Genomic DNA, 20968 nt, shown 5'->3' with positions numbered 1-20968 from the left:
ATCGGATTGTCACATGTTCACACATCTCGCCAAGGTCGTCGGCTGCGCGGCGCTCGGAGCCGCCGAATACTCGCTCGGGGCCGTGCGGTCGCGTGCCCGAGCCACTTCGGAACAGCGTCGGGCCGACGCGATCCTCGCCTTCCTGTTGCGGATGGGGCCTATCTACATCAAGATCGGTCAGATCGCGGCGACCAGATCGGACCTGCTGCCGGAAACCTGGGTGAACACCCTGCGCGTGCTGCAGGATCACACGCCGCACATGGCGGAGGACCGGACCCGGCGGGCGGTCGAGCGGGAACTCGGCGGCGCGATGGAGAAGACCTTCCGATCGTTCGACCTGGTGCCGATCGCCAGCGCATCCGTCGCCCAGGTGCACGTCGCCGAACTACTCGACGGCCGCAAGGTCGCGGTGAAACTGGTCAAGGACTCGGTGCCCGAGCAGATCGAGGGCAGCCTGCGTTCACTGAGTACCGCGGTACGAGCCGTGCACGCCGTGGCGTGGCCGGTGCGGAACCTCGACCTACCCAAGCGGTTCGAGGAAGTGGCGCGGCTGCTGCGGCCGCAGGCGGACATGACGCAGGAAGCGACCCAGCAGCAGCGCATCCACGCGAACTTCTCGTCCCATCCGTTCGTGCGAATCCCCGCCGTGCTACCGGAACTCGTCACCGAGCGCATGTTGGTCATGGAGTACATGGAGGGCATTCCCGGTCGGCTCGCCGACGCAGTGGGGTTCCCGCGTGAACGCCTCGCGCAGCGGCTGCAGGACGTGATCTACACCATGCTGTACATGCACGGCATCTGCCATGGTGATCCGCATCCGGGCAATGTGATGTTCACTCCCGCAGGGGAAGTCATCCTGGTGGACTACGGCGTGACAGCCGAGCTCAGTGAGGACGAGAAATGGGGATTGTCCTCCTTCTATTACGCGTGCAGCCGCAAGGAGTGGACGATCGCAGTCGACCGCTTCACCCGCCATTTCGTGCTCTCCGCACCAACCCTGACCACGCAGTACGCGTCCTATGAGGCCGAGATGGTAGGGGTATTGCGCCATCATTTCGACGTCTCGAGCAACCGGTGGTCGACCGTCGCGTACTTCAACGATGTCAACGCCGTACTGCAGCGGTACGATTCGCGGTACACGACCACGTTCACCAAGGTGGAATTGGTCTTCCTCTCCGGCGAGGGTTTCGCGACCCAGATAGATCCGGAGATCGATATCTGGGCCAACGCCAGCAAGTTCACCGACCGCTACTCGCCCTACATGAGTACCGAGGTGGAACAGCGGTTCGAAGCCGAGTTCCAGGATCAGATGCCCCGGTCGCTGGCCATGCGCGACCGGGCGCAGGCGACGCTCGTCGCGCCGACGCACATCGACCGCTACTTCTTCCCGAGCAGCTTCCCCGTGTTCGTCGCCGAGGCCGCCGGCGGCAGTGTCACCGACTGCGATGGCAACAGCTTCATCGACCTGTCCGGCGGTTATGGGCCGCACCTGCTCGGCTATGCGCATCCGGAAATCAATGCGGCGATCGCGAGTGGTCTTGCCAGGGGGCTCGTGAACGGCATCGGCAACGCACCGGAACTCGAGTTGGCCGAGAAGCTGGTCGAGGCCTTCCCTGCCGCGGAAAAGGCGGTGTTGTGCAATTCGGGTACCGAATCGGTCCTGTTCGCCATTCGGATGGCGCGCGGATACCGGCGCCGGACCCGGGTGGCCAAGTTCGAGGGGCACTACCACGGGTTCTCCGATCAGGCGATGGTCAGTTCGTGGTTCCGATTCTCCGGTCCCAGGGACCGGCCCGAGCCGGTGGCCGGAACTCTCGGCACGGATCCGGCCACGGTCGCGGGCACCACCGTGCTGCAGTACGGCGATATCGCCGGGCTCACGCGGCTGCGAGAGCAGGCCGACGAGTTGGCCTGTGTTCTCCTCGAACCCATGCCGACCTCGGTGGTCACGCTGCACGTGGACTTCTTGCGCGAATTGCGGGCCCTGTGCACCGAACTCGATATCCCGTTGATCTTCGACGAGGTGGTTTCCGGGTTCCGGGTCGCCTACGGCGGTGCGCAGGTGCTGGCCGACGTGCACCCCGATCTCACCTGCCTCGGCAAGGTGATCGGTGGCGGGCTGCCCTGCGGGGCGGTGATCGGCAAGCGCCATCTGATCGATATGGCCAAGAGTTCCCAGGATCCGTTCTACGACTACGAGAACAAAGTGTTCGCGGGGGGCACTCTGAGTGGCAATTCGCTCACGTGCACAGCCGGTCTCGCAGTATTGGACCACCTGGATGCGCACCGCGAAATCTACTCGCAACTCGACACCAATACCGAGTACCTCGCGCAACTGATGCGCGAGGCCGCGCAGTCGCGTGGTATCGCATGCCGAATCAATGCACGGCACTCGATATTCTCCTTGAACTTCAGCCACCGTGCCGCTGGCCTGTACCGGGAACGGATGGGGGGCAGCAACTTCAAGGCGACGATCGCGCTGGCATACTACATGCGCAAGCATTATGTCTATCTGCCCGAGATGCACAGCTTCTTGATCAGCGCCGCGCACGATACCGAGGATCTCGACCAGATCGCGCACGCCTTCGAGAAGAGCCTCGACGAGATGCTGGCAGACCAGCTTTTCGTCACCTAGGAGTGATGGTGTGGCGGCGCTATGCGCCACCGCACCCTCGCGAACCACTCACCGCGGTACGCACTTCTACCCCGTCAGCGTATCGCGGTGAGTGCTGGGTGGGTCCGGCGGAGCGAATGCGAGCCGTTCCAACAACGACAATGCCTCGGTGACCGTCGCCAGTTCTGTCTCGCTCAGCTGCTCGGTCAGGACGCGGGTGAGGACGCGATCCGCGGCCGTGGCCCGCCTCCCACGTACCCAGCCGCGTCCCTCGGTGGTGAGCGCGAACATGTTTCGACGGGCGTCGACGCTGTCGCGTACACCCACGACGAGGCCGCGGGTGCGGAGGCCGTCGACGAGGTTGCGGATCGTCTGGGGTTTGAGTCGTTCGCTCTTCGCGAGGTCGGCCGACGACAGCGCACCGTTGCGCCCGAGACGGCCGAGAATCGATACCTGTGTGGGGGACAGTTCCGCGACGGCGGTGCTATCGCGCGTGCGGTGCACTATCAGTCCGGAGATTATCCGAAGCCGTGCTGCCATTTCGGTCGGGTCGACGCGGCCTGGCGGCTCCGGGCCCACGTGGGGGAGTCCGGCCCCTCGGTCGGAAACGATATGCGACCCTGCTCTTTCGGTTCCCGGTGAGTGGGTACCGCTGTAGTGGTAGTGGAGGCGGGGGGACGGATTCGTCATCGCGATCCTCTGCAGCGGAAGTGCGGGTGTCGGCCGCTCTCGGCGACGCCCTGGTCGGATTCTCTTCTCAGCGTGACAATCACTCAGCTCGGCACGGCTCCGGGCGTGGTGCGACGAGCCCGGACAGCGCTCGGTGTCCGGCCCCACCATCTGCGACAGCACCGGGTGAACACGGATGGACTCGACAAGCCGAGCCGGCGTGCGATCTCACCCATGGGCACGTCGGTCACGGTCAGATAGCGGTGTGCCTCCCGTCTGCGCACGTCGTCGACTATGGCGGTCAGGCTGGTTCCTTCTTGTTCGAGCCTGCGTTGCAGTGTGCGTCGGTGTGCGCGCAACGTATCGGCGACCATGCCCAGGTCTGGGACGGTGTATCCGAGCATGCGCGCAACCACGGCCGCGACCTGCGGCGACAGCTCAGCGCGTGCTTCGGGGAGTTGTCGGTCGAGCGTGGTCAGAGCGAGTTCACGCACCTGTCTCTCGGCGGTCTCGGCGATAGGCCAGGTCAGCACGGAGTGGGGGATACGGAACAGCGCTGCGGGTCGACGATCCCGCACCGGAGCCTCGAAGAAGCTCTCGTACATCGAAAACGGCGCGGGTGCCTGGTAGGGCAACTCGACGCTGCGCAGCCCATAACTGCGGCCCGCCAGCGCCGTGAGGATTCGATGTATCAAGCCCAGGTCGAAGTCGTTGGCCTGGCGGCTTCGACGATCGTAGGTCGGTGGGCCGTAGCGGAGCGCGACAACGCCCTGAGCCTGATAGGGGTCAGGGACCACGACGATGCGTAACGACCGGCCGTGCCTGGACAGTTGTTGCGAGGCCGCGTGCAGCGCGCCCGACAGCGTCGAGGAACTGTGCAACGCCGTCGCCAGGGCGATCGGCATCACTCCTGGATCGTCTCCCAATTCGTTGACAATCGGTCGGAATGCTTGCGAGGGCGCGGATCTGGCTACGGAAGTATCGGCCATACGTGACAGCATATGGCGCACTGGGTGAAATTGGCCCGAGTACTCGCAGTGACTCGTCACAACGATATGTGCGGGATATCGATATCTCGCACAGCAATGGCAACTACGCTGTGTCGCAAACTATTTCGCTGCTAACGTTCGCCCGGTGAATTCGAACCCGGCGCACTTGCGGTCATCTATTGATTCCGCCTTCAGCCAGGTCGGCAATATCTTCGTGCTATCGAACGATGTGCTGCGCAAAACATTCAAACGGCCTTTTCAGTTTCGGGAGTTCATCGAGCAATCGTGGTTCGTCGCGAGTGTTTCGATTCTGCCCAGCGCACTGGTCGCCATCCCATTCGGCGCCGTGGTGGCACTGCAGACGGGATCGCTGATCAAACAGCTCGGCGCCGAATCCTTCACGGGTGCGACCAGTGTGCTGGCCACCGTCCAGCAGGCCGCCCCGGTCGTGACGGCTTTGATCATCGCGGGAGCTGCCGGCTCCGCGGTGGCGGCCGATCTCGGCTCGCGCACCATCCGCGAGGAGATCGACGCCATGGAGGTCCTCGGCATCGATCCCATCCAACGGCTCGTGGTGCCACGAGTGCTCGCGATGATGTTGGTCGCGCTGCTGCTCAACGGACTGGTGTCGGTGGTCGGCATCGCGGGCGGCTACTTCTACAACGTCCTCCTGCAGGGGGGACGCCGGGTGCGTACCTGGCCTCGTTCTCCGCGCTGGCGCAGCTACCCGATCTGTGGGTCGGGGAGATCAAGGCGCTGCTGTTCGGGTTCATCGCCGGCGTGATCGCCTCGTACAAGGGCCTGCGTCCCAGCGGGGGGCCGAAGGGCGTGGGCGAAGCCGTGAATCAGTCGGTGGTCATCACCTTCATGGTGCTCTTCTTCGTGAACCTGTTGGTGACGCTGGTCTATCTCCAACTCGTTCCCGCCAAGGGGGCATGACGAATGGCGACGAAGTATCAACCACCGCTGCTCGCGCGGTCGTCCCGGCGACTCGGCGGAATCGTTCGAGCGCCCGTCAATGTGGTGGACCAGGCGGGCGAGCAGATGTCGTTCTACGCCCGCACCGTCGCCTGGATCCCGCGCACCGTCGTGCACTACCGCAAGGAGGTCATGCGGTTGTTGGCCGAGGTGACCTTCGGGACCGGTGCACTCGCGGTGATCGGCGGCACCATCGGTGTCATCGTGTTCATGTCCGGATCGGTCGGCGTCGTCGTGGGGCTACAGGGATTCAAGGCGCTCGATACGCTCGGCAGTGCCACCTTGACCGGCTTCCTCACCGGCTATATCAACACTCGTGAGATCGCGCCTCTGGTTGCGGCGTTGGCGCTCTCGGCGACGGTAGGCTGTGGCTTCACCGCGCAATTGGGCGCCATGCGGATCTCCGAGGAAATCGACGCGCTCGAGGTCATGGCGGTGCCGAGTGTGCCTTTCCTCGTGTCCACCAGGGTCATCGCTGGTTTCGTCGCGGTGATACCGCTGTACATCGTCGGGCTGCTCGGTACGTTCGTTGCCTCTCGGCTGATCAGCATCTGGTTCAACGGCCAGTCCAGTGGTGCCTACGACCATTATTTCGGACTATTCCTGCCACCGCAGGATGTCCTGTACTCGTTCCTCAAGGTACTGGTCTTCGCGTTCGTCATCATCCTGGTGCACTGCTATTACGGCTTCCATGCCACCGGCGGGCCCGCAGGGGTCGGTGTAGCGGTCGGCAGAGCGGTGCGTGCGGCCATCGTGCTGGTCAACGTGCTGGACCTATTTCTCGGCCTCGCCCTGTGGGGCACGACAACCACCGTCAGGATCGCTGGATGAGCAGGGAGTTCACGCATTGAGTAGGACCAGGAAGACGCGTGTCCGGTTAGCGGGTATCGCATTCTTCGCGATGGCTGGCCTGTTTCTGTCGACCACCGTCGCGGTGTACAACAAGACCTTCGTCCGCACCGTCGAGGTGACGCTCCTTACCGACAGCGCCGGAAACGCATTGGGCCGCAACGCGGATGTCAAGGTTCGCGGCGTCACGGTCGGTGAGGTGCGGTCCAGCCGCTCCGAACGGGGGCAGGTGCGGGTGCATCTGGCGATCGACCCGGACAAGGCCGGCTGGATTCCGGCGAACGCGACCGCTCGACTGTTGCCGAAGACGCTGTTCGGGGAACGGTATGTGGCGCTGGTCATTCCGGATGAACCGAGCACAGCTCGCCTGACCGACGGCGTCACCCTGCAGCAGGACCGCAGTGGCAATGCCATCGAGGTCAGCAAGCTGCTGGATGATCTGATGCCCTTGCTGGCGGCCATCCCGCCGCAGGATCTCGCCGCGGTGCTGGGTGCGCTCTCGCAGGCGCTGTCGGGTCAGGGCGAGGCGCTGGGATCGACGGTGGACAAGCTCGACACCATTTTCAGCGATGTGAACGCGGTGATGCCGGAACTGCGAGAGGGCTTGCAGCGCTTCGCCACAGTAGCGGATACCTATTCCGATGCCGCCCCGCAACTGGTCGAGGCGCTGGACAACTTCCGCACCACCAATGCGACCGTCGTCGAGCGTCGCGCCGATATCGAGAATCTGTACGCGGTCGTGACACCGAGCTCGTTGACGCTCGCCGACTTCCTGATCGCCAACCGCGACAACATCATCGATGTGGCTGCCGATTCGCGTCCGGCGATGGAGAAGCTCGCCAAGTTCGCTCCGACATACGCCTGTACCTTGGCGAACTTCGCGCAGATCAAGCCGCGTATCGACGAGCTCTTCGGCAAGGGCACGGATATGCCGGGAACCAGGGTGACGATCGAACTCGTCAACAATCGCGGGCGGTATCTGCCCAATCAGGACGAGCCGCGCTGGTTCGACGACCGCGGCCCGTGGTGCCTGCCCGAACTGCCCCTCGGCATCGACCCGGGGCAATACCCGAGCGGACCCCCGAACGACGGCGCCTACCAACCGCCCAGCCGCAATCCCGGCGATCAGACCACCGGTTATCTGCCGGAACCGCAGCTTCGAGTGTTCCCCGCCGGACAGCAGCCCACCTTGGCCGGCTCACCGGGCGAGCAGGACTCACTCGGCGCGATCTACGGTGCGGCGCACGATGTTTCCCCGGAGTCCGTGCCCGGTTGGCTGACTCGGGCCGTCGCGCCCGCTTTCCGTGGCAGTGAGGTGAGTTTCCGATGAAAGGACGTTTACGCGGCCTGGGAGGCCCATTCGTCAAACTGACCGTCTTCGTGATGGTGACGCTGTTCGCGACCGCCGTCCTGGCACTGTCGATCGCCAACTACACCGGTGGTGGCACAGTGTTCAAGGCCCGGTTCACCGACGTCACTTCGCTCGTGCCCGGCGACGAGGTGCGCATCGCGGGTGTGCGGGTGGGCAAGGTCACCGAGGTCGGGATCGTGCACCGGCGTGAAGCCGAAGTGGAGTTCGAACTACACGACCGCAACTGGCTGCCGGCCTCGACCACTGCGTCGATCCGATACCGAAACCTGGTGGGGCAGAGATACATCGCGCTCGAGCAAGGCGCCGGCGAACAGGGCGGCAAGCTGAACGCCGGAGCCACCATCGGGTTGGATCGCACCCGGCCCGCACTGAATCTGACAACGCTGTTCAACGGATTCCGTCCGCTGTTCCGCACGCTCACCGCGGACGATGTGAACAAGCTGTCCTACGAGATCATCCAGGTCTTTCAAGGGGAGCAGGGCACCATCCACGACCTGGTGGCCACGACGGCATCGCTGACCAACAAGATCGCCGACAAGGACGCGGTGATCGGGAATCTGGTGCGCGATCTGACCGCGGTGCTCACCGCCGTCAGCGAACGCGACGATCAGTTCGACCAACTCATCGTGAACACCGAAGCGTTGGTGAGCGGATTGTCCGCTGAACGCGACACGGTCGGCCGGTCGGTGACTTCGATGGGGAACCTGGCCGCGGCCACCGCGGACCTGCTGGTACCGGTACGCCCGAATCTGCAGGGTGCGATCGCGGGCTTGAATGAACTCACCGGCACTCTGAACGAGCGTTCCGACGAAGTGAACGCGGCACTGGAGACCCTGCCGGTGAAGATGGAGAAGCTCGGGCGCGTAGGCAGCTACGGCGGGTGGTTCCAGTTCTATCTCTGCGGTCTCGACATTCAGCTCGGCACCGGTGCCCAGGACGCTCCGCATCTCAACCTGCCCACGATGCCGACGATCAACCAGCCCGTGTACACGAACACGGCCCCTCGATGCCACGGGAAGGCCCGCTGATGGAGTATCGGATATTGCAGCGCGGTCGACGCAGTACCGCCACGGTGGGCCGACTCGGTATCGGCGTGGTGCTGTTGGCCGTGGCCGCCGTCTTCTTCCTCGATCGGGTGCCCTTCCTCGGGGCGGGCACGAGCTACACCGCGGAGTTCTCCGAAGCCGCCGGCTTGAAGAAGGGGAATGAGGTCCGCATCGCGGGGGTGAAGGTCGGCCAGGTATCGGACGTGTATCTCGACGGCGACAAGGTGCTCGTCGATTTCCGCACCTCCGGCGCGTGGATCGGCGATGAGACCACCGCCTCTATCCAGATCAAGACACTGCTCGGTCAGAAGTATCTGGCGCTGGACCCCAGAGGACTGAATCCGGCCGACCCGGATACGCCGATCCCGTTGTCGCGCACCCTGTCTCCCTACGACGTCGTCGACGCGTTCACCGACGCCGCCGCCAAATTCGATCAGATCGACACCGCGCAGCTGGCCGGCAGCATGCAGGTGCTCTCGGAGGCATTCGCGACCACGCCGACCGAGATCCGCGGATCGATCGACGGTATCGCTCGGCTCTCGTCGACCATCGCCAGCCGCGACGAGCAGTTGCTGAAGATGTTCGACGCGCTCCGGGGCACCACGGCGGTGCTGGCGGACCGCAATGCCGAATTCGAGCGGTTGCTCGGGTCCGGCGGGGTATTGCTCGCCGAGCTGAACTTCCGTCAGCAGGCCATCCGCCAATTGCTGACCGGCGCTGAGACATTGGCCGCCGAACTGAGTGCACTGGTGAAGGACAACGAGGAGCAGATGGGCACGGCCCTGACCAACCTGCGTACCGCGATCGGAACCTTGAACGACAACCAGGCCAACATCGCCAAGACCCTGGAGCTCGCCGCGCCGTTCTATGAGCTCTACGCCAATGTGATGGGAAACGGCAGGTGGTTCGAAGCCGTCATCGTGAACCTCTCGCCGCCCGCGTTGCCGGAGATTCCCGGTGTCCGGCCGCCGATCCGCACCATCGGAGGTAACTGACATGGTCCGTAGGATTCGATCCCTGCCCGGTATCGCCCTCGCCGTGGTCGTGGTCCTGGTCGCGGCCGCCGCGCTGTCGTGGGGATACGGCCGGATAACCAGCACCCGGATCACCGCCTATTTCGATCGGACGGTCGGGATCTACGAGGGTTCGGATGTTCGGATCCTCGGAGTACCGGTGGGTTCGGTGGAGTCCGTGCAGCCGATCGGTGAGCAGGTGAAGGTGACGCTGCGGGTCGAGCGCCGCTTCGATATTCCAGCGGACGCCAGCGCAGCCCTGGTCACCCCCTCGGTGGTCTCGGATCGCTACATCCAAATCACCCCGGTCTATCGCGGCGGCCCCACCATGGAAAGCGGTGCCACCATCCCCCGCGAGCGGACCGTGACGCCGGTGGAGGTCGATCAGCTGTACGAGAGCATCACCGAACTGTCGGAGGCTCTCGGACCCAATGGCGCCAATCGCGAAGGCGCGGTGAACCAGCTCGTTCGAACCGGAGCGGCGAATCTCGCGGGTAACGGTGCGGCGATGGCCGACAGCATCACGCAGCTCTCCCGTGCGGCACACACGCTGTCGGATTCGCGGGGCGACATCGTCGAGACGGTGAAGAACCTGCAGATCTTCGTCTCCATGCTGACGGCCAACGATCAGCAAGTACGCGAATTCAACAGCCAGCTGGCGGATCTGTCGGGATTCCTGGCCGGCGAACGCGAAAGTCTCGGTAACGCACTGAACCTGCTCTCGATCGCCCTCGGCGATGTCGCCGGTTTCGTGTCGGACAACAGGGAAAAGATCGCGGACAACGCGGATGCGTTGACCGCTTTGACCAAGAATCTTGCCGATCACCGAGACGATATCGCGGCGGCTCTGCCGGTCATCCCGGTAGCGATGAGCAATGTGATCGGCATCCACAACGGTGAAGCCGGCACCCTGGACATGCGGTCCAATTTCCAGGACCAGTTACAGGATCCATTCGGGACGATCTGCAAGTTCATGGATCTGGGCAAACTGATGCCCGGCAACCCGACTTTCGACGAGGTCAGCCGACAGCTACGGCCGCTGCTCGACCACTGCGCGACGATCGCGGACTCGCTCGCCGCGGCGGTGAAATCGCCGATGATCTTGCCGTTCGGCATTCTCAGCAATGAGAACCTGCAGCGCGATCCGGTGCCCGGGACGGTGCCCGGAACCCCCTCCAATCAACTTCCGCCCTCGGAACAGGGAGATCGATGATGAGCGGAATTCGCCGCACCGCACGCGGTTTCGTCACCGCTGTGGTGATCGCGGTGACGGCCGCGGGCGTGAGTTCGTGCGCCTCCGACGGCATCTACAGCGTCGCGTTGCCCGGCGGGGCGGATATCGGCGCCAATCCGATGAGTATCGAGATCGAGTTTGACGACGTGCTCGACCTGGTGCCGCAATCCGCGGTGAAGGTCGACGGCGTACCGGTCGGCCGGGTCGAGGAGATCGCGCTCGCCGCGGATATGTGGACCGCCAGCGTCCGTGTCGTGGTGAATCGCTCGGTCGATCTGCCCGCGAACGCGCGCGCCGAGGTACGGCAATCGAACTTGCTCGGTGAGAAGTACATCGAGCTGACCGGGCCCGTGGAGGGCGCAGATACCGCGCGACTGACCGACGGATCGGTGATCCCGGTCTCCAGTACGCGTCACGCGACCGAGGTCGAGCAGGTACTCGGCGCGATGTCGCTGCTCGTCAACGGTGGTGGCGTGGCTCAGTTGCAGCCCATTGTCACCGAGCTGAACAAGGCGCTCGGCGGGCGCGAGGACAAGGTACGTTCCCTGCTCGAGCAGGCCAACACCCTGATCGCCGGATTGAACGAACAGGTGCATGACATCACGGCGGCTATCGATGGCCTCGCCACGTTGAGCGGGCGGGTGAGCGCCCAGACCGACCAGATCGGCGCCATGCTCGACGAGCTGCCCGAGGGGATCGGGATCCTCGAAGAGCAGCGGCCCCAGCTGGTGTCGCTGTTGACTCAGCTGGACCGCGTCGGACAGGCCGGGTTCGATGTGCTGAACACCGCTAAGGACGACTTGATCAAGGATCTGTCCGCGCTGCGGCCCATCCTGCAGGAATTGGCGAAAGGCGCTGGCGATCTGGTCACGGGGCTGCCGCTCTTTCCCACCTATCCGTTCCCGGACGCGGCGCTCGAGAGCACCTTCGGTGGATCGGTCAACACCTGGCTCTCGGTCGATATGGAGATCGGCGTTCTGATGAGCAATTTCGGCGTGGGCAAACCCGAACCGGTCTACACCCCGCCACCGTTCGGCCCGCCGGTTACGGTGAACCCGACGAATCCGTACTACAACGGCAATGGTCCGCGTCCCGGGTGGCCCACGATCACCCTGCTGCCGACGTTGCCCGTGCCGCCGTTGCCCACCCTGCCGGGCGTACTGACGCCGCTGCTGGAAAACCTCGGGGTGGTCCCCGCTCCCGCTGATGAAAGTGGTCCGCGATGACTCGTCTGGTTCGTTATCAGCTGATCGCCTTCGTGGTGATCGCCGTGGTCGGGATCAGTTATGTCGGTGCCAGGTATGTGCGGCTGGACGAGATGTTCGGGTTCGGCGTCTATCACGTACGGGTCGAGGCGGCTCAGACCGGCGGCCTCTACCAGGGGGCGGAGGTGACATACCGCGGGGTCCCGGTGGGGCGCGTCGGCGAACTCGAGCTGACCGAGGAGGGTGTGGCGATGCGGCTCGACATCAGCTCGGGCGCACCCCGGATACCGGCGTCGGCGACCGCCGTGGTCGCGAGCCGCTCGGCCATCGGCGAGCAATACCTGGACCTGCAGCCCGACAGCCCGAATGGACCCTTCCTGCACGATAATTCGGTGATCCACGGTGCAGTGACACCGGTTCCGGTCGAGGACTTGCTCGCCAGCGTGGACCACTTCACCGAGTCGGTCGACCTGGCCGCCCTGCACACCACCATCACCGAACTCGGCAAGGCCTTCGATGGCAAGGGCGATGATATGCAGATTCTCGTGCAGTCGCTGAACAACATCACCACCGACTTCCACACGGCGTTGCCGCAGACCATCCAGCTGATCCGTGACGGTAGGACCGCACTCGGCACCCAGGCCGAGCAGTCGGGTGCTATCCGGGAGTTCAGCGAGGGCCTCGACCAGCTCACCGCGCAATTGCGTGACAGTGACCCGGATGTGCGCCGTCTGATCGGCACCGGCGCTGAGGCAGGTGAGCAGATCGAAGGACTGGTGACCGACAGTGGTCCGGATCTCACCGAGAATCTGACCTCGCTACGTACGCTACTGAAGACAGTGTCGCCGAAATTTTATGCGCTGCAACCAATTCTCATGATGATGCCACCAATCTCGTTCGGCGGATCGGCCGCCGCGCCCGGTGACGGCACCACGCATTTCGGCTACGTCTTCGAGCTGAACTATCCGCCCGCCTGCTCGGTCGGTTACGAGGGGACGCACCAGATCCTGGCGGATATGAAGGCCGCGAATCCGGACTTCGACGATACTGTGGACGACTTTCCGTTCAATGCCGACGCCAAATGCACCGTGCCTTTCGGTAATCCGACCGGCGTACGAGGTGGAGCGCGGGCCGAGTACGCCGATCCGAGCATCCCGCAACCATGGGACAACACCCCGAAAACCGACCCGGACAAGCTCGATGTGAGCCCGATCGCCATTCAGGTGGCGACTCTGCTCGGGGTCACGCCGAAGCGGTGACCGACGACCATGACGTGAGGTGCGAATGGTGACGAAAATAAACGATTCCGCGGAGGTGACGGCCGGCGTCACGCGTCCACCCGCGCCGCTCACCGCCGCGGCGGTGGGGGCGCTGGCTGCGGCCTTGCTTGCGGCACTGTGGTTCGGTGGCGGCTGGGTGCGGGCAGCCTACTTCACCGATGGGCCCCGCGCGGACGCGCGTGAAGCCGCTCTGGCCGCTGCGTGCCAGGCCGCGATCAACATGACCACGATAAAGATCGACGATATTCCTGGTTCACTGGCCTTGGCCCGCTCCTCCATGACAGGCGCGATTCTGGATTCGGCCGACCAGAACCGGGAGAAGTCCGAAGAGATGGCGCGGCAGGCCGGTGTCGGGATGGAATCGCAAGTGCAGGTTGCCGCACTGACTTCGCTGAACAGCGAATTGGACCGGGCTACGGCGCTCGTCGTCATGAAGGTGACCGAGACCAAGCAGGACAAGTCGACGTCGAGTTACCGATACTCCTGGAGCCTGGACATGATCAAAGACGGCGACGTATGGAAGACCGACCAGGTGGCATCGCTGACTCAGCCTGTGCTGCTCGATAACTCGGGTGCCGCCCCCGAACCACCGATACCGGCACCTGTCCCGGAACCGGCACCCACCACACAGCCCGGATCGTAGGAGTACCGATGACAACTCGACGACCGGTGAACCGAGTCACCACCAAACGGCGGCCCTCGGAATCACGGCCCGCGCAGGGGCCCGCCGATTCGGAGCAGACCGACGGCGTCATGACAGAGTCCGCAGCAGCGCAGTCCACCCCGGTGGATCACTCGGCGACGAGGTTCCGTCGCTGGATGTCGTTCCCCCGCTTCGATTTCGGGCGGCACGGCTCGTGGCGTACGGTCGTGGCCGCGGCGGTGGGTGCGGTGATGTTCGGTGGATTCGCGGTCTTCGCGGCTATGCAATCCGGCATGAACGACGCCAATATGGCGCTTGTCGACACGGCCGCAACCGAAGAAGTGAAAGCGGCGGCAGTTCATACGTTGCAGACCATCTACGGCTATGACGTGAACACGATCGATGGCTACGACGCTGCTGTACGCGGCGTTGTCACCGGCCAGATGCTGACCGACCTGGACAAATTCTCGGCCACTACCGTCGACGCCATCGAGCAGGCGAAGACGAGCGTGCAAGCCGCCGCCGAGCCGGTGGGCGTCACCATGCTCACCGCCGATCGCGCCGAACTGCTCGTGAATCTGACGGTCGCCGCGGACAAGGACGGCGTTGCTCAGCAGAGCGTTTCCGGGACCATCGTGTTGCGTATGCGGAAAGTGGACGGCACCTGGTTGGCGAGTGAGATCCACGATCGCTGAGGCAGGTCCCGGCTGTAGCCGCAGACCGACTACCACGAAACGCAGGGGCGCCGCACAGCGCACCCTGCGTTCTGCTGTGAATCGTCCAGAAAGGCCGGCATATCCCGTCTGCGCGGGGAGCGGATCCCTAGCGTATTTATTGCGTCCGCTGCACCGATTCCATCGATCGAATCGGGCAGTTGACACCGTCGTCGAAGGAACGCAATTGCAATGGAACGCTACACGAATCATGTCGTACACGACGAGGTGGATGTAACACTCACCTGCCGGGTAACCGTATATTTTTGTCGAGTGGATTCCGAACCCGGCATGGTGCTCGAATATCTGGCGACGTGGCCCGAAGCGGCCGAGTTCGCCGCGGCCGCCGGTCATCTCGGACTACTGGTCACTGTCGACGACCATATTCGGCCGGGACTGCGGCAGTTGCCCTGCCGCAGTCTCTGGCGTTGATCGTCAGCTCATACTGCTTGGCCGGTCCCCAACAACCGCTTGACGATTTTACCGCTGGCGGTGCGAGGCAACTCGGTCAGGAAGGATACGTCTCGCGGAACCGCGGCACGGCCCAGGCGATTACGAATGTAGTTCTGGATCATGGCGGAATCCAATCCGGAGCCCCGGTGTTTGACGACGAATGCTGCCAGGCGCTGACCGAATTCGGAATCAGGTACTCCGACCACGGCGACGTCGTTCACCTGCGGTAGGAACGACAGGGCCTCTTCGACCGGGCGCGGGAATACGTTCTCCCCGCCGGAGATGATCATCTCGTCGTCGCGCCCGGCGATGAACAGTCGTCCCGCTACATCGAGGTATCCGAGATCGCCGGTATCCAGCATTCCGTCGGCCTCGGCCGGTGGTGTCGAGGCGACGTAGCCATCGAAGAGCATGTGGTTGCCGACGAAGATCCGTCCTACGGCTCCGATCGGAACCGGGCGAGCATCCGCGTCCAGCACCGCCACCTTGGTCCCCAGGGGTGGACAACCCGCGGTGGTGGGGGAGACGCGCAGATCCTCCGGCCCGGCGATGGTGGCCCAGGACACCTCGGTGGAACCGTAGATGTTGTAGAGGACGTCACCGAAATCGTCCAGGAAGCGCAGCACGGTGGCCGCCGGAAGCGGTGCGCCGCAACTGGCTACGATCCGCAGACTGCTGGTGTCGTAGCGGTCGCGGACCGCGGCTGGCAGCGCCAGGATGCGATGCACCATGGTCGGTACCACGATCAGCGAGGTGACTCGGTGTTCGGCGATCAATCGCAGACAGTCCTCGGCGTCGAACTGTTCGGGCAGCACGACGGTGGCGCGCAAGGCGGTACTGAGCTGCAACGCCGCCAGGCCCCAGGTATGGAACAAAGGGGCCGGGATGAGCATCGTCTCCCGCATGCGCAGCGGAATTCGCGACAGCAGCGCCGCGATGGTGCCGAAGCCCTTCGCGTGCGGCCGCCGAGCACATTTCGGAATGCCGCTGGTGCCGGACGTCAGGACCAGTAGCCGCCCGGGATGGGCGGGCTTGGGGATTCGATCATGACCGAGTGCGATCAGATCGTCGATGGTGGACAGGTCGTCGCGCCCGCGTCGAGCGCCCGTGATGTATCGCGAAACACCGTCGTGCAGGTAGCTCACCAACGGCTCGAGGGCGGCATCGACGAACAGTGCCGTCAGGCGTTCGCGTTGAGCGATCTCCTCGAGCTGTCGGCCGGAGAGCCCGGCGTTGAGCAACACCAGATCGGCGCCGAGCTTGCCTGCGGCCACCATCGTTTCGACCATATCGGCGTGGTTGTGTGCCAGTAAGCCGATCGAATGGTGGGAGTCGATGCCGAGATCGGCCATGGCGGTCGCCAGGGCGGTGGTGCGTCGGTGCACCTCGTCGAAGGTGCGTGTGCCGTGGTCGTCGATCAGCGCCGGTCGATCGGGTTCGAGTGCCGCGCCCGCCGCGTACCCGCCGGCAAGGGTGAACCGCCACTTCGCCAGCCCAGCCAGTTGCCGCATGCCGCGGTCCGGTCGGCTCGGTGCCAAGACGCCTGTCCGCATCATCTGCCCAGCGGTCCTGGTGCGTCGGCGCAGTGGGAGGTTCTCGCCATTGATCACAACGGATGTCGACGCCTGTCGGGCGAGTCCCAGTACGTGTCGCAGGCCCGCCCGGGTCCAAGCGCCTACGGCCGCTTTGGACACCCGATCCAGCGCCGGGTGTGCGCGAGCAGCGGCGAAGAACGTAACCCGCACCACCGTGCGCTCGGTTGCGTCATAGTCGCTGAACTCACGCTGCAACCGAATCGTAGCCAGCGCGCCCACCTGTGGGGCGGACAGTTCGAGGCGGTCGTACCACTGGCGGATCGCCAGCTTCACCTCGACGGTTTCGATTCCGACTTCGGGTGTACCGACACGAAATGCTGCGCGCCAGTAGCTTTCGTCCCGTTCCAGTGGTTCCAGACCACCGACTCCGTTGAACAGCCGGGCGTAGCTCTCCGGCTGGATAAGAATGTTCCAGACCAGTTGCCGCGCCAGCGGCAGAGTGTGAACCACTTCGACGATTTCGGCAACCATTTCGCAACTCCTCGTGCGTCCCGTCGCCTGCCGGGACAAAGCGGACGGTACCGCCGTCGAGGGCTCACCACGGGCGCGGTTGCTACATATTTGTCGGAATGCACATCACGAGTGCCTCCGAAGTGGGACGGCGTCACGACGAGGCTGCGGCCGGTGCGTGTTCACCGCGTTCCAGCTCCTCAGGCCACGTGGCTCAGCGAAAAGTGAGAGGGCACGCGAGCACTTCGACTGTCGGACTTCACCGAATCGCTCACGCTGGGGGATTACTCGCAGGCTACGGACATGATCGGCCCATGCCTCGCCGCCGAGCGAAGAGGAGTGGAATGTGAGCTGGTATTCACTTTAGGGTTCGATCATCGCAAGAACCGCAGCAACTGGGCGGAAGGGAGTCGACGATGACAACCAATGGGATGCTTCGACCGGGCCTCACCGTGTCCGGCAAACCGATGTCAACGCCTTTGCAGGACGTGCGTAGGGTGTCGCAACAGTTGGTCGGACACTTCATCGAGAACGTGATCACCTGCGGCACCCTGCCCGGCGACATCATCTCCGGTGACATCACCGCCGTGACTCGTATCTGTTTGGAGCTGTCGGTAGGCATGCTCGACGGCAGAGACATCGCGGCCAAGACCGATCGGCTCGCGAGCGCTGCCGCCGGGTGGGCGCGCGAAGGCGTACCGATCACCACGATCCTGCATGCCATCCACGAAGGCTTCAAGGTCGGTATGGATCTCATCGTGGGCAACGCGACGCCCCAGGACTACGCCAGCATGATGGATGGCGCGAAACGGGTGGTGGAGCTGCTCGACACCATGAGCGGGACGGTCGCGCACGCCTACATCCGTGAGCACAAGGCAGTGGTGAGCGAACATCACAACGCGGTGCACACACTCACCTCCGCGCTACTCGGCGGCTATCCCACATCCACCATGGCGCGTGAATGTGGGATCGCCCTGGCGGAGGAGTATTCCGTTCTGGCACTGGCTATTTCGAAGCACCCGGATGAGCAGTCGCCGACACTGGACGCAAAGGTCGTCGCGCGTCGCAAACTGCGCCGACTGCAGGCGGCGCTGGCCACCCGCTGCGGCGAGAGCGCGCTCGCCCTGCTCAGCGTGGATGGTGGGACCATCCTCATCCCCACCAGTACATACGCTGATGATGAACTCGATGAGCTGATAGCCCAGTTGTCGGCTGCCGCGCATGTACCGGTGACCGCGGCCGTCGTCACTGCCTCGGTCGGAGCAGTACCGGGTGCTGCCGACCGGGCGCATGAACTACTCGACATGGTTCAGCGTCTGCGCTGTGTTCCGGGACTGTACCGATTCACCGATATGGCATTGGAGTATCAACTCACCCGGCCAGGCCCGGGGCGGGAAATCCTCGGCTCACTACTGGACCCGCTCGACGCCTATCCCGAACTGATGGAGACGCTGCGGAGTCATATCAGCAACGATCTCAATCGTCAGCGTACGGCGCGAACACTCCATATCCATACCAATACCGTGGACTATCGGCTCCGGCGCATCGGTCGACTCACCGGATTGGATCCGACTGCTACGTCGGGGCTATGGCAGCTGCGGTCGGCGCTGATTGCCCGCTCGTTCCGAGAAAGTACCGATTCGGGCACGTCATGACGGTATCGATACCGATTCCACGCCATACACCTTGGGTTCCTGGATCTCGGCCTGAATGAACGTGGCGATCATCCCGGCGGTCATGGCTATCGCCCGCCGCCGCTCCTGACTGTCCACCGATGGCAACGAGGCTCGGAGCACCGCCGCGAAACCGGTATTGATCAGCACGAATGTCATCGTGTCGTACTTCTCGTCGTCTCCAGGGCCGAGTACCTGGATCAATAAGAGCTTGACCAGGAGCCGGAGCCGTGGCTCGAGTTCGGGGATGCCACTGCGGAAGAACTGAACGCCAGCGATCATCGCGCGGACAAGCTTCGCGTTCTCGGCCAGATCTTCGGTGAAGACCTCGAATATCTCGGTGACCAGTTGAGGAATTGCGCCGACCAAGTCATCGATTGGTTGCAGTGGGCGTCGCGTCATCCACTCCGTGAAGCTCGCTTCAGCGCTGACGAGCATCCGCTCGAGCAATTCATCGACAATGAAGGTGCGGTCCGGGAAGTAGCGATACACCGTTCCGATGCTCACACCGGCCTCCGCCGCAATTCGGTTGGTGGAGGTCTCGGCGATGCCGCGTTCACCGAACAGGTGCGCGGCGGTATCGAGAATGTGCTCTCGGGTCGCCTTCGCGCGATCCTGAGTCGGTGGGCGGCGTTGCCGGGTGGCCTTCGGCGGCATCACAGCTCCATTCTGTGCGGTGTAACCGAACATTGATCATCGTAGGGTGTGAGCGTCGATGCGGCTGTAAGTTGTTTCCCCAGAGGCTTCTCCGGGAGGTACGGATGGTTACTGGTCGAGTGCCCAGTAGTCGGCTGGCGCGTGGCGGACGGCTCGGAATGTTCGCCGCTGAGCAGGCCGCGCGTGGGGTCGGGACCAGGCTGTCGATGCTCGGCCGGTCCGATCAGGTCCGGCAGATGCTCGCCGAGCGGTCGGCATTGCAGGCCGCACAACAACTGGTCACCGTGCTCGGGAGTATGAAGGGTGCGGCGATGAAGCTGGGGCAGATGCTCTCGGTGCTCGACGTCGACCTGGTTCCGGAGTCGCATCGGGAGCTCTTTCGACTCAAGCTCGCCGAGCTGCGCGACCGGGCACCGGAGGTGCCCTTCCCGGCGATGCGTCAGGTCATCGAGAATGATCTCGGCCCGATATCGCGGATCTTCGCGGACTTCGACGAGACTCCGATTGCCGCGGCCTCGATCGGTCAGGTGTACCGGGCACGGCTGCGCGATGGGCGGAGCGTCGCGGTGAAGGTGAAGTATCCGGGTGTGGACGAGGCAGTCCTATCCGATATGCAGAATTTGACGTTCTTCAGCAGACTCTGGAAGTCGATGCTGCCCAGCGCGGCTGATGCCGACGTGCTGGACGAGATCGCGCGCAATATCGGTGGCGAGCTCGACTATGCACGTGAAGCCCGCACCCAGCACCGAGTCGCATCACGCTACCGGGGGCACCCCTTCATCACGGTGCCCGACAGCGTCGAAGAATTCTGTACCGACCACGTTCTCGTGACCGAGTTCGTGGAGGGGCAGGACTTCCCGGAGCTTCGAAAGCTGCCCGCCGCTGACCGGGATCGGATCGGTGAGCTGATCTACCGCTTCTACATCGGCTCGATCTTCGCCGATTACGAGTTCTGCGGTGATCCGCATCCAGGAAACGTCCTGCTGGCTTCCGACGGTCGGGTCTGTTTCGTGGATTTCGGGCTCTATCATCGGATGGATCCGGTGCATGTCGAGTATGAGCGCGAGGCTTTGCAGGCCGCAGCCGAGTATCGGGCCGAGGACCTGTTCCAGCAGTGGCTCGACCGCGGAATCGTCGATCCGATGTCGGGGGTCACCGCACAGGAATGTCTCGAATACGTATGGGCCGCAGCGGGGTGGCACCTCCTGGACGAGGAGATCACCATCACCCCTGAACTCGCCACCGGCGCCGTGGTGCTCGCTATCGACCCGAGAGCTAACGAATTCCGCGGCATGCGCAAGCAGATGCTGCCCCCGGAGACCGTGTTCTCCCGGCGTACCGACCTGTTCACCTTCGCTGCTCTCGGACAGCTGGAGACAACCGCCAACTGGCACAGGCTCGCTCGGGAATGGCTTTACGGTGAGCGACCGGCAACCGATATCGGACAGGTTATGGCAGGGTGGCAGGCCGAACAATAGCGTTGGCGGTGGCGGAGCTTGGTCTGGATCCGGAGGTTTTCGACCATAGGGGATTGA

17 protein-coding genes and 1 pseudogene are annotated in these 20968 nt (G+C 63.9%); 14 read left to right on the top strand and 4 right to left on the bottom strand.

Going from position 1 to position 20968, the window contains the following annotated elements:
• The first annotated feature begins 13 nt into the window (after nucleotides 1-13).
• Nucleotides 14-2635, top strand: coding sequence for an aminotransferase class III-fold pyridoxal phosphate-dependent enzyme (locus tag QK444_RS02725; protein WP_282776699.1), 2622 nt, complete (start codon nucleotides 14-16; stop codon nucleotides 2633-2635).
• A gap of 66 nt (nucleotides 2636-2701) precedes the next feature.
• Here the strand turns inward: QK444_RS02725 and QK444_RS02720 are convergent, their stop codons facing one another.
• Both QK444_RS02720 and QK444_RS02715 read right to left on the bottom strand, forming a co-directional pair.
• Complete coding sequence (locus tag QK444_RS02720) at nucleotides 2702-3118, bottom strand: MarR family winged helix-turn-helix transcriptional regulator (protein ID WP_282776697.1); 417 nt, start codon at nucleotides 3116-3118, stop codon at nucleotides 2702-2704.
• A gap of 269 nt (nucleotides 3119-3387) precedes the next feature.
• Nucleotides 3388-4272, bottom strand: coding sequence for an AraC family transcriptional regulator (locus QK444_RS02715; RefSeq protein ID WP_282776696.1), 885 nt, complete (start codon nucleotides 4270-4272; stop codon nucleotides 3388-3390).
• Nucleotides 4273-4438: 166 nt separating this feature from the next.
• Between QK444_RS02715 and QK444_RS02710 the strand changes: the two are divergent.
• From QK444_RS02710 to QK444_RS02660, 11 genes and pseudogenes are all read left to right on the top strand, one after another.
• Nucleotides 4439-5211 (top strand): annotated as a pseudogene (locus tag QK444_RS02710) (ABC transporter permease).
• 3 nt (nucleotides 5212-5214) lie between these two features.
• Nucleotides 5215-6081, top strand: coding sequence for an ABC transporter permease (locus QK444_RS02705; RefSeq protein ID WP_282776694.1), 867 nt, complete (start codon nucleotides 5215-5217; stop codon nucleotides 6079-6081).
• Between the two features lie 16 nt (nucleotides 6082-6097).
• Entirely contained in the window at nucleotides 6098-7429 is a 1332-nt protein-coding gene (locus QK444_RS02700) for an MCE family protein (RefSeq protein ID WP_282776692.1), read from the top strand.
• Entirely contained in the window at nucleotides 7426-8499 is a 1074-nt protein-coding gene (locus QK444_RS02695; RefSeq protein ID WP_282776691.1) for an MCE family protein, read from the top strand. Before QK444_RS02700 ends, QK444_RS02695 begins: the two co-directional genes overlap by 4 nt.
• Nucleotides 8499-9512 carry an MCE family protein gene (locus QK444_RS02690; protein WP_282776689.1) on the top strand — a complete coding sequence of 338 codons (1014 nt, stop codon included), beginning with the start codon at nucleotides 8499-8501 and terminating at the stop codon, nucleotides 9510-9512. Before QK444_RS02695 ends, QK444_RS02690 begins: the two co-directional genes overlap by 1 nt.
• A gap of 1 nt (nucleotide 9513) precedes the next feature.
• Nucleotides 9514-10743: an MCE family protein gene (locus tag QK444_RS02685; RefSeq protein ID WP_282776688.1), complete on the top strand. Its 1230-nt coding sequence runs from the start codon at nucleotides 9514-9516 to the stop codon at nucleotides 10741-10743.
• Nucleotides 10743-11990 (top strand): MCE family protein, encoded by a 1248-nt coding sequence (locus QK444_RS02680; protein WP_282776686.1) that lies wholly within the window; start codon nucleotides 10743-10745, stop codon nucleotides 11988-11990. The genes QK444_RS02685 and QK444_RS02680 overlap by 1 nt, the downstream gene beginning before the upstream one ends.
• On the top strand, nucleotides 11987-13228 hold the full coding sequence (locus QK444_RS02675; RefSeq protein ID WP_282776684.1) for an MlaD family protein: 1242 nt from the start codon (nucleotides 11987-11989) through the stop codon (nucleotides 13226-13228). Before QK444_RS02680 ends, QK444_RS02675 begins: the two co-directional genes overlap by 4 nt.
• A gap of 25 nt (nucleotides 13229-13253) precedes the next feature.
• Nucleotides 13254-13892 carry a hypothetical protein gene (locus QK444_RS02670; protein ID WP_282776683.1) on the top strand — a complete coding sequence of 213 codons (639 nt, stop codon included), beginning with the start codon at nucleotides 13254-13256 and terminating at the stop codon, nucleotides 13890-13892.
• 110 nt (nucleotides 13893-14002) lie between these two features.
• A complete protein-coding gene (locus QK444_RS02665) occupies nucleotides 14003-14587 on the top strand; it encodes a hypothetical protein (RefSeq protein WP_282776681.1) in 585 nt (194 codons plus the stop codon).
• A 291-nt stretch (nucleotides 14588-14878) separates the two neighbouring features.
• Nucleotides 14879-15037, top strand: coding sequence for a hypothetical protein (locus QK444_RS02660; RefSeq protein ID WP_282776680.1), 159 nt, complete (start codon nucleotides 14879-14881; stop codon nucleotides 15035-15037).
• Between the two features lie 8 nt (nucleotides 15038-15045).
• Here the strand turns inward: QK444_RS02660 and QK444_RS02655 are convergent, their stop codons facing one another.
• Nucleotides 15046-17124, bottom strand: a complete 2079-nt coding sequence (locus tag QK444_RS02655; protein ID WP_282776678.1) for an AMP-binding protein — start codon at nucleotides 17122-17124, stop codon at nucleotides 15046-15048.
• A gap of 395 nt (nucleotides 17125-17519) precedes the next feature.
• Here QK444_RS02655 and QK444_RS02650 point away from each other — a divergent pair, with 395 nt between their 5' ends.
• Nucleotides 17520-18758: a helix-turn-helix domain-containing protein gene (locus QK444_RS02650; protein WP_282776676.1), complete on the top strand. Its 1239-nt coding sequence runs from the start codon at nucleotides 17520-17522 to the stop codon at nucleotides 18756-18758.
• Here QK444_RS02650 and QK444_RS02645 read toward each other — a convergent pair.
• Entirely contained in the window at nucleotides 18753-19433 is a 681-nt protein-coding gene (locus QK444_RS02645; RefSeq protein WP_282776723.1) for a TetR/AcrR family transcriptional regulator, read from the bottom strand. The two genes, QK444_RS02650 and QK444_RS02645, sit on opposite strands and share 6 nt — an antisense overlap.
• Nucleotides 19434-19537: 104 nt before the next feature.
• Between QK444_RS02645 and QK444_RS02640 the strand changes: the two genes are divergently transcribed.
• Nucleotides 19538-20911, top strand: a complete 1374-nt coding sequence (locus QK444_RS02640; RefSeq protein ID WP_282776721.1) for an AarF/ABC1/UbiB kinase family protein — start codon at nucleotides 19538-19540, stop codon at nucleotides 20909-20911.
• Nucleotides 20912-20968 lie beyond the last annotated feature (57 nt).

Origin of the sequence: Nocardia sp. CC201C, from assembly GCF_030010695.1 — a bacterium.
GTDB classification, from domain to species: domain Bacteria; phylum Actinomycetota; class Actinomycetes; order Mycobacteriales; family Mycobacteriaceae; genus Nocardia; species Nocardia otitidiscaviarum.
This window is presented reverse-complemented; position numbering and strand designations above follow the sequence as displayed.

What these genes read in the sequence shown, in the direction of transcription:
- QK444_RS02725 (WP_282776699.1), top strand. Translation starts at nt 14, where the DNA reads ATGTTCACACATCTCGCCAAGGTCGTCGGCTGCGCGGCGCTCGGAGCC.
- QK444_RS02715 (WP_282776696.1), bottom strand. Translation starts at nt 4,272, where the DNA reads ATGGCCGATACTTCCGTAGCCAGATCCGCGCCCTCGCAAGCATTCCGA.
- QK444_RS02705 (WP_282776694.1), top strand. Translation starts at nt 5,215, where the DNA reads ATGGCGACGAAGTATCAACCACCGCTGCTCGCGCGGTCGTCCCGGCGA.
- QK444_RS02695 (WP_282776691.1), top strand. Translation starts at nt 7,426, where the DNA reads ATGAAAGGACGTTTACGCGGCCTGGGAGGCCCATTCGTCAAACTGACC.
- QK444_RS02690 (WP_282776689.1), top strand. Translation starts at nt 8,499, where the DNA reads ATGGAGTATCGGATATTGCAGCGCGGTCGACGCAGTACCGCCACGGTG.
- QK444_RS02685 (WP_282776688.1), top strand. Translation starts at nt 9,514, where the DNA reads ATGGTCCGTAGGATTCGATCCCTGCCCGGTATCGCCCTCGCCGTGGTC.
- QK444_RS02680 (WP_282776686.1), top strand. Translation starts at nt 10,743, where the DNA reads ATGAGCGGAATTCGCCGCACCGCACGCGGTTTCGTCACCGCTGTGGTG.
- QK444_RS02675 (WP_282776684.1), top strand. Translation starts at nt 11,987, where the DNA reads ATGACTCGTCTGGTTCGTTATCAGCTGATCGCCTTCGTGGTGATCGCC.
- QK444_RS02670 (WP_282776683.1), top strand. Translation starts at nt 13,254, where the DNA reads ATGGTGACGAAAATAAACGATTCCGCGGAGGTGACGGCCGGCGTCACG.
- QK444_RS02665 (WP_282776681.1), top strand. Translation starts at nt 14,003, where the DNA reads ATGACAGAGTCCGCAGCAGCGCAGTCCACCCCGGTGGATCACTCGGCG.
- QK444_RS02655 (WP_282776678.1), bottom strand. Translation starts at nt 17,124, where the DNA reads ATGGTTGCCGAAATCGTCGAAGTGGTTCACACTCTGCCGCTGGCGCGG.
- QK444_RS02650 (WP_282776676.1), top strand. Translation starts at nt 17,520, where the DNA reads ATGACAACCAATGGGATGCTTCGACCGGGCCTCACCGTGTCCGGCAAA.
- QK444_RS02645 (WP_282776723.1), bottom strand. Translation starts at nt 19,433, where the DNA reads ATGCCGCCGAAGGCCACCCGGCAACGCCGCCCACCGACTCAGGATCGC.
- QK444_RS02640 (WP_282776721.1), top strand. Translation starts at nt 19,538, where the DNA reads ATGGTTACTGGTCGAGTGCCCAGTAGTCGGCTGGCGCGTGGCGGACGG.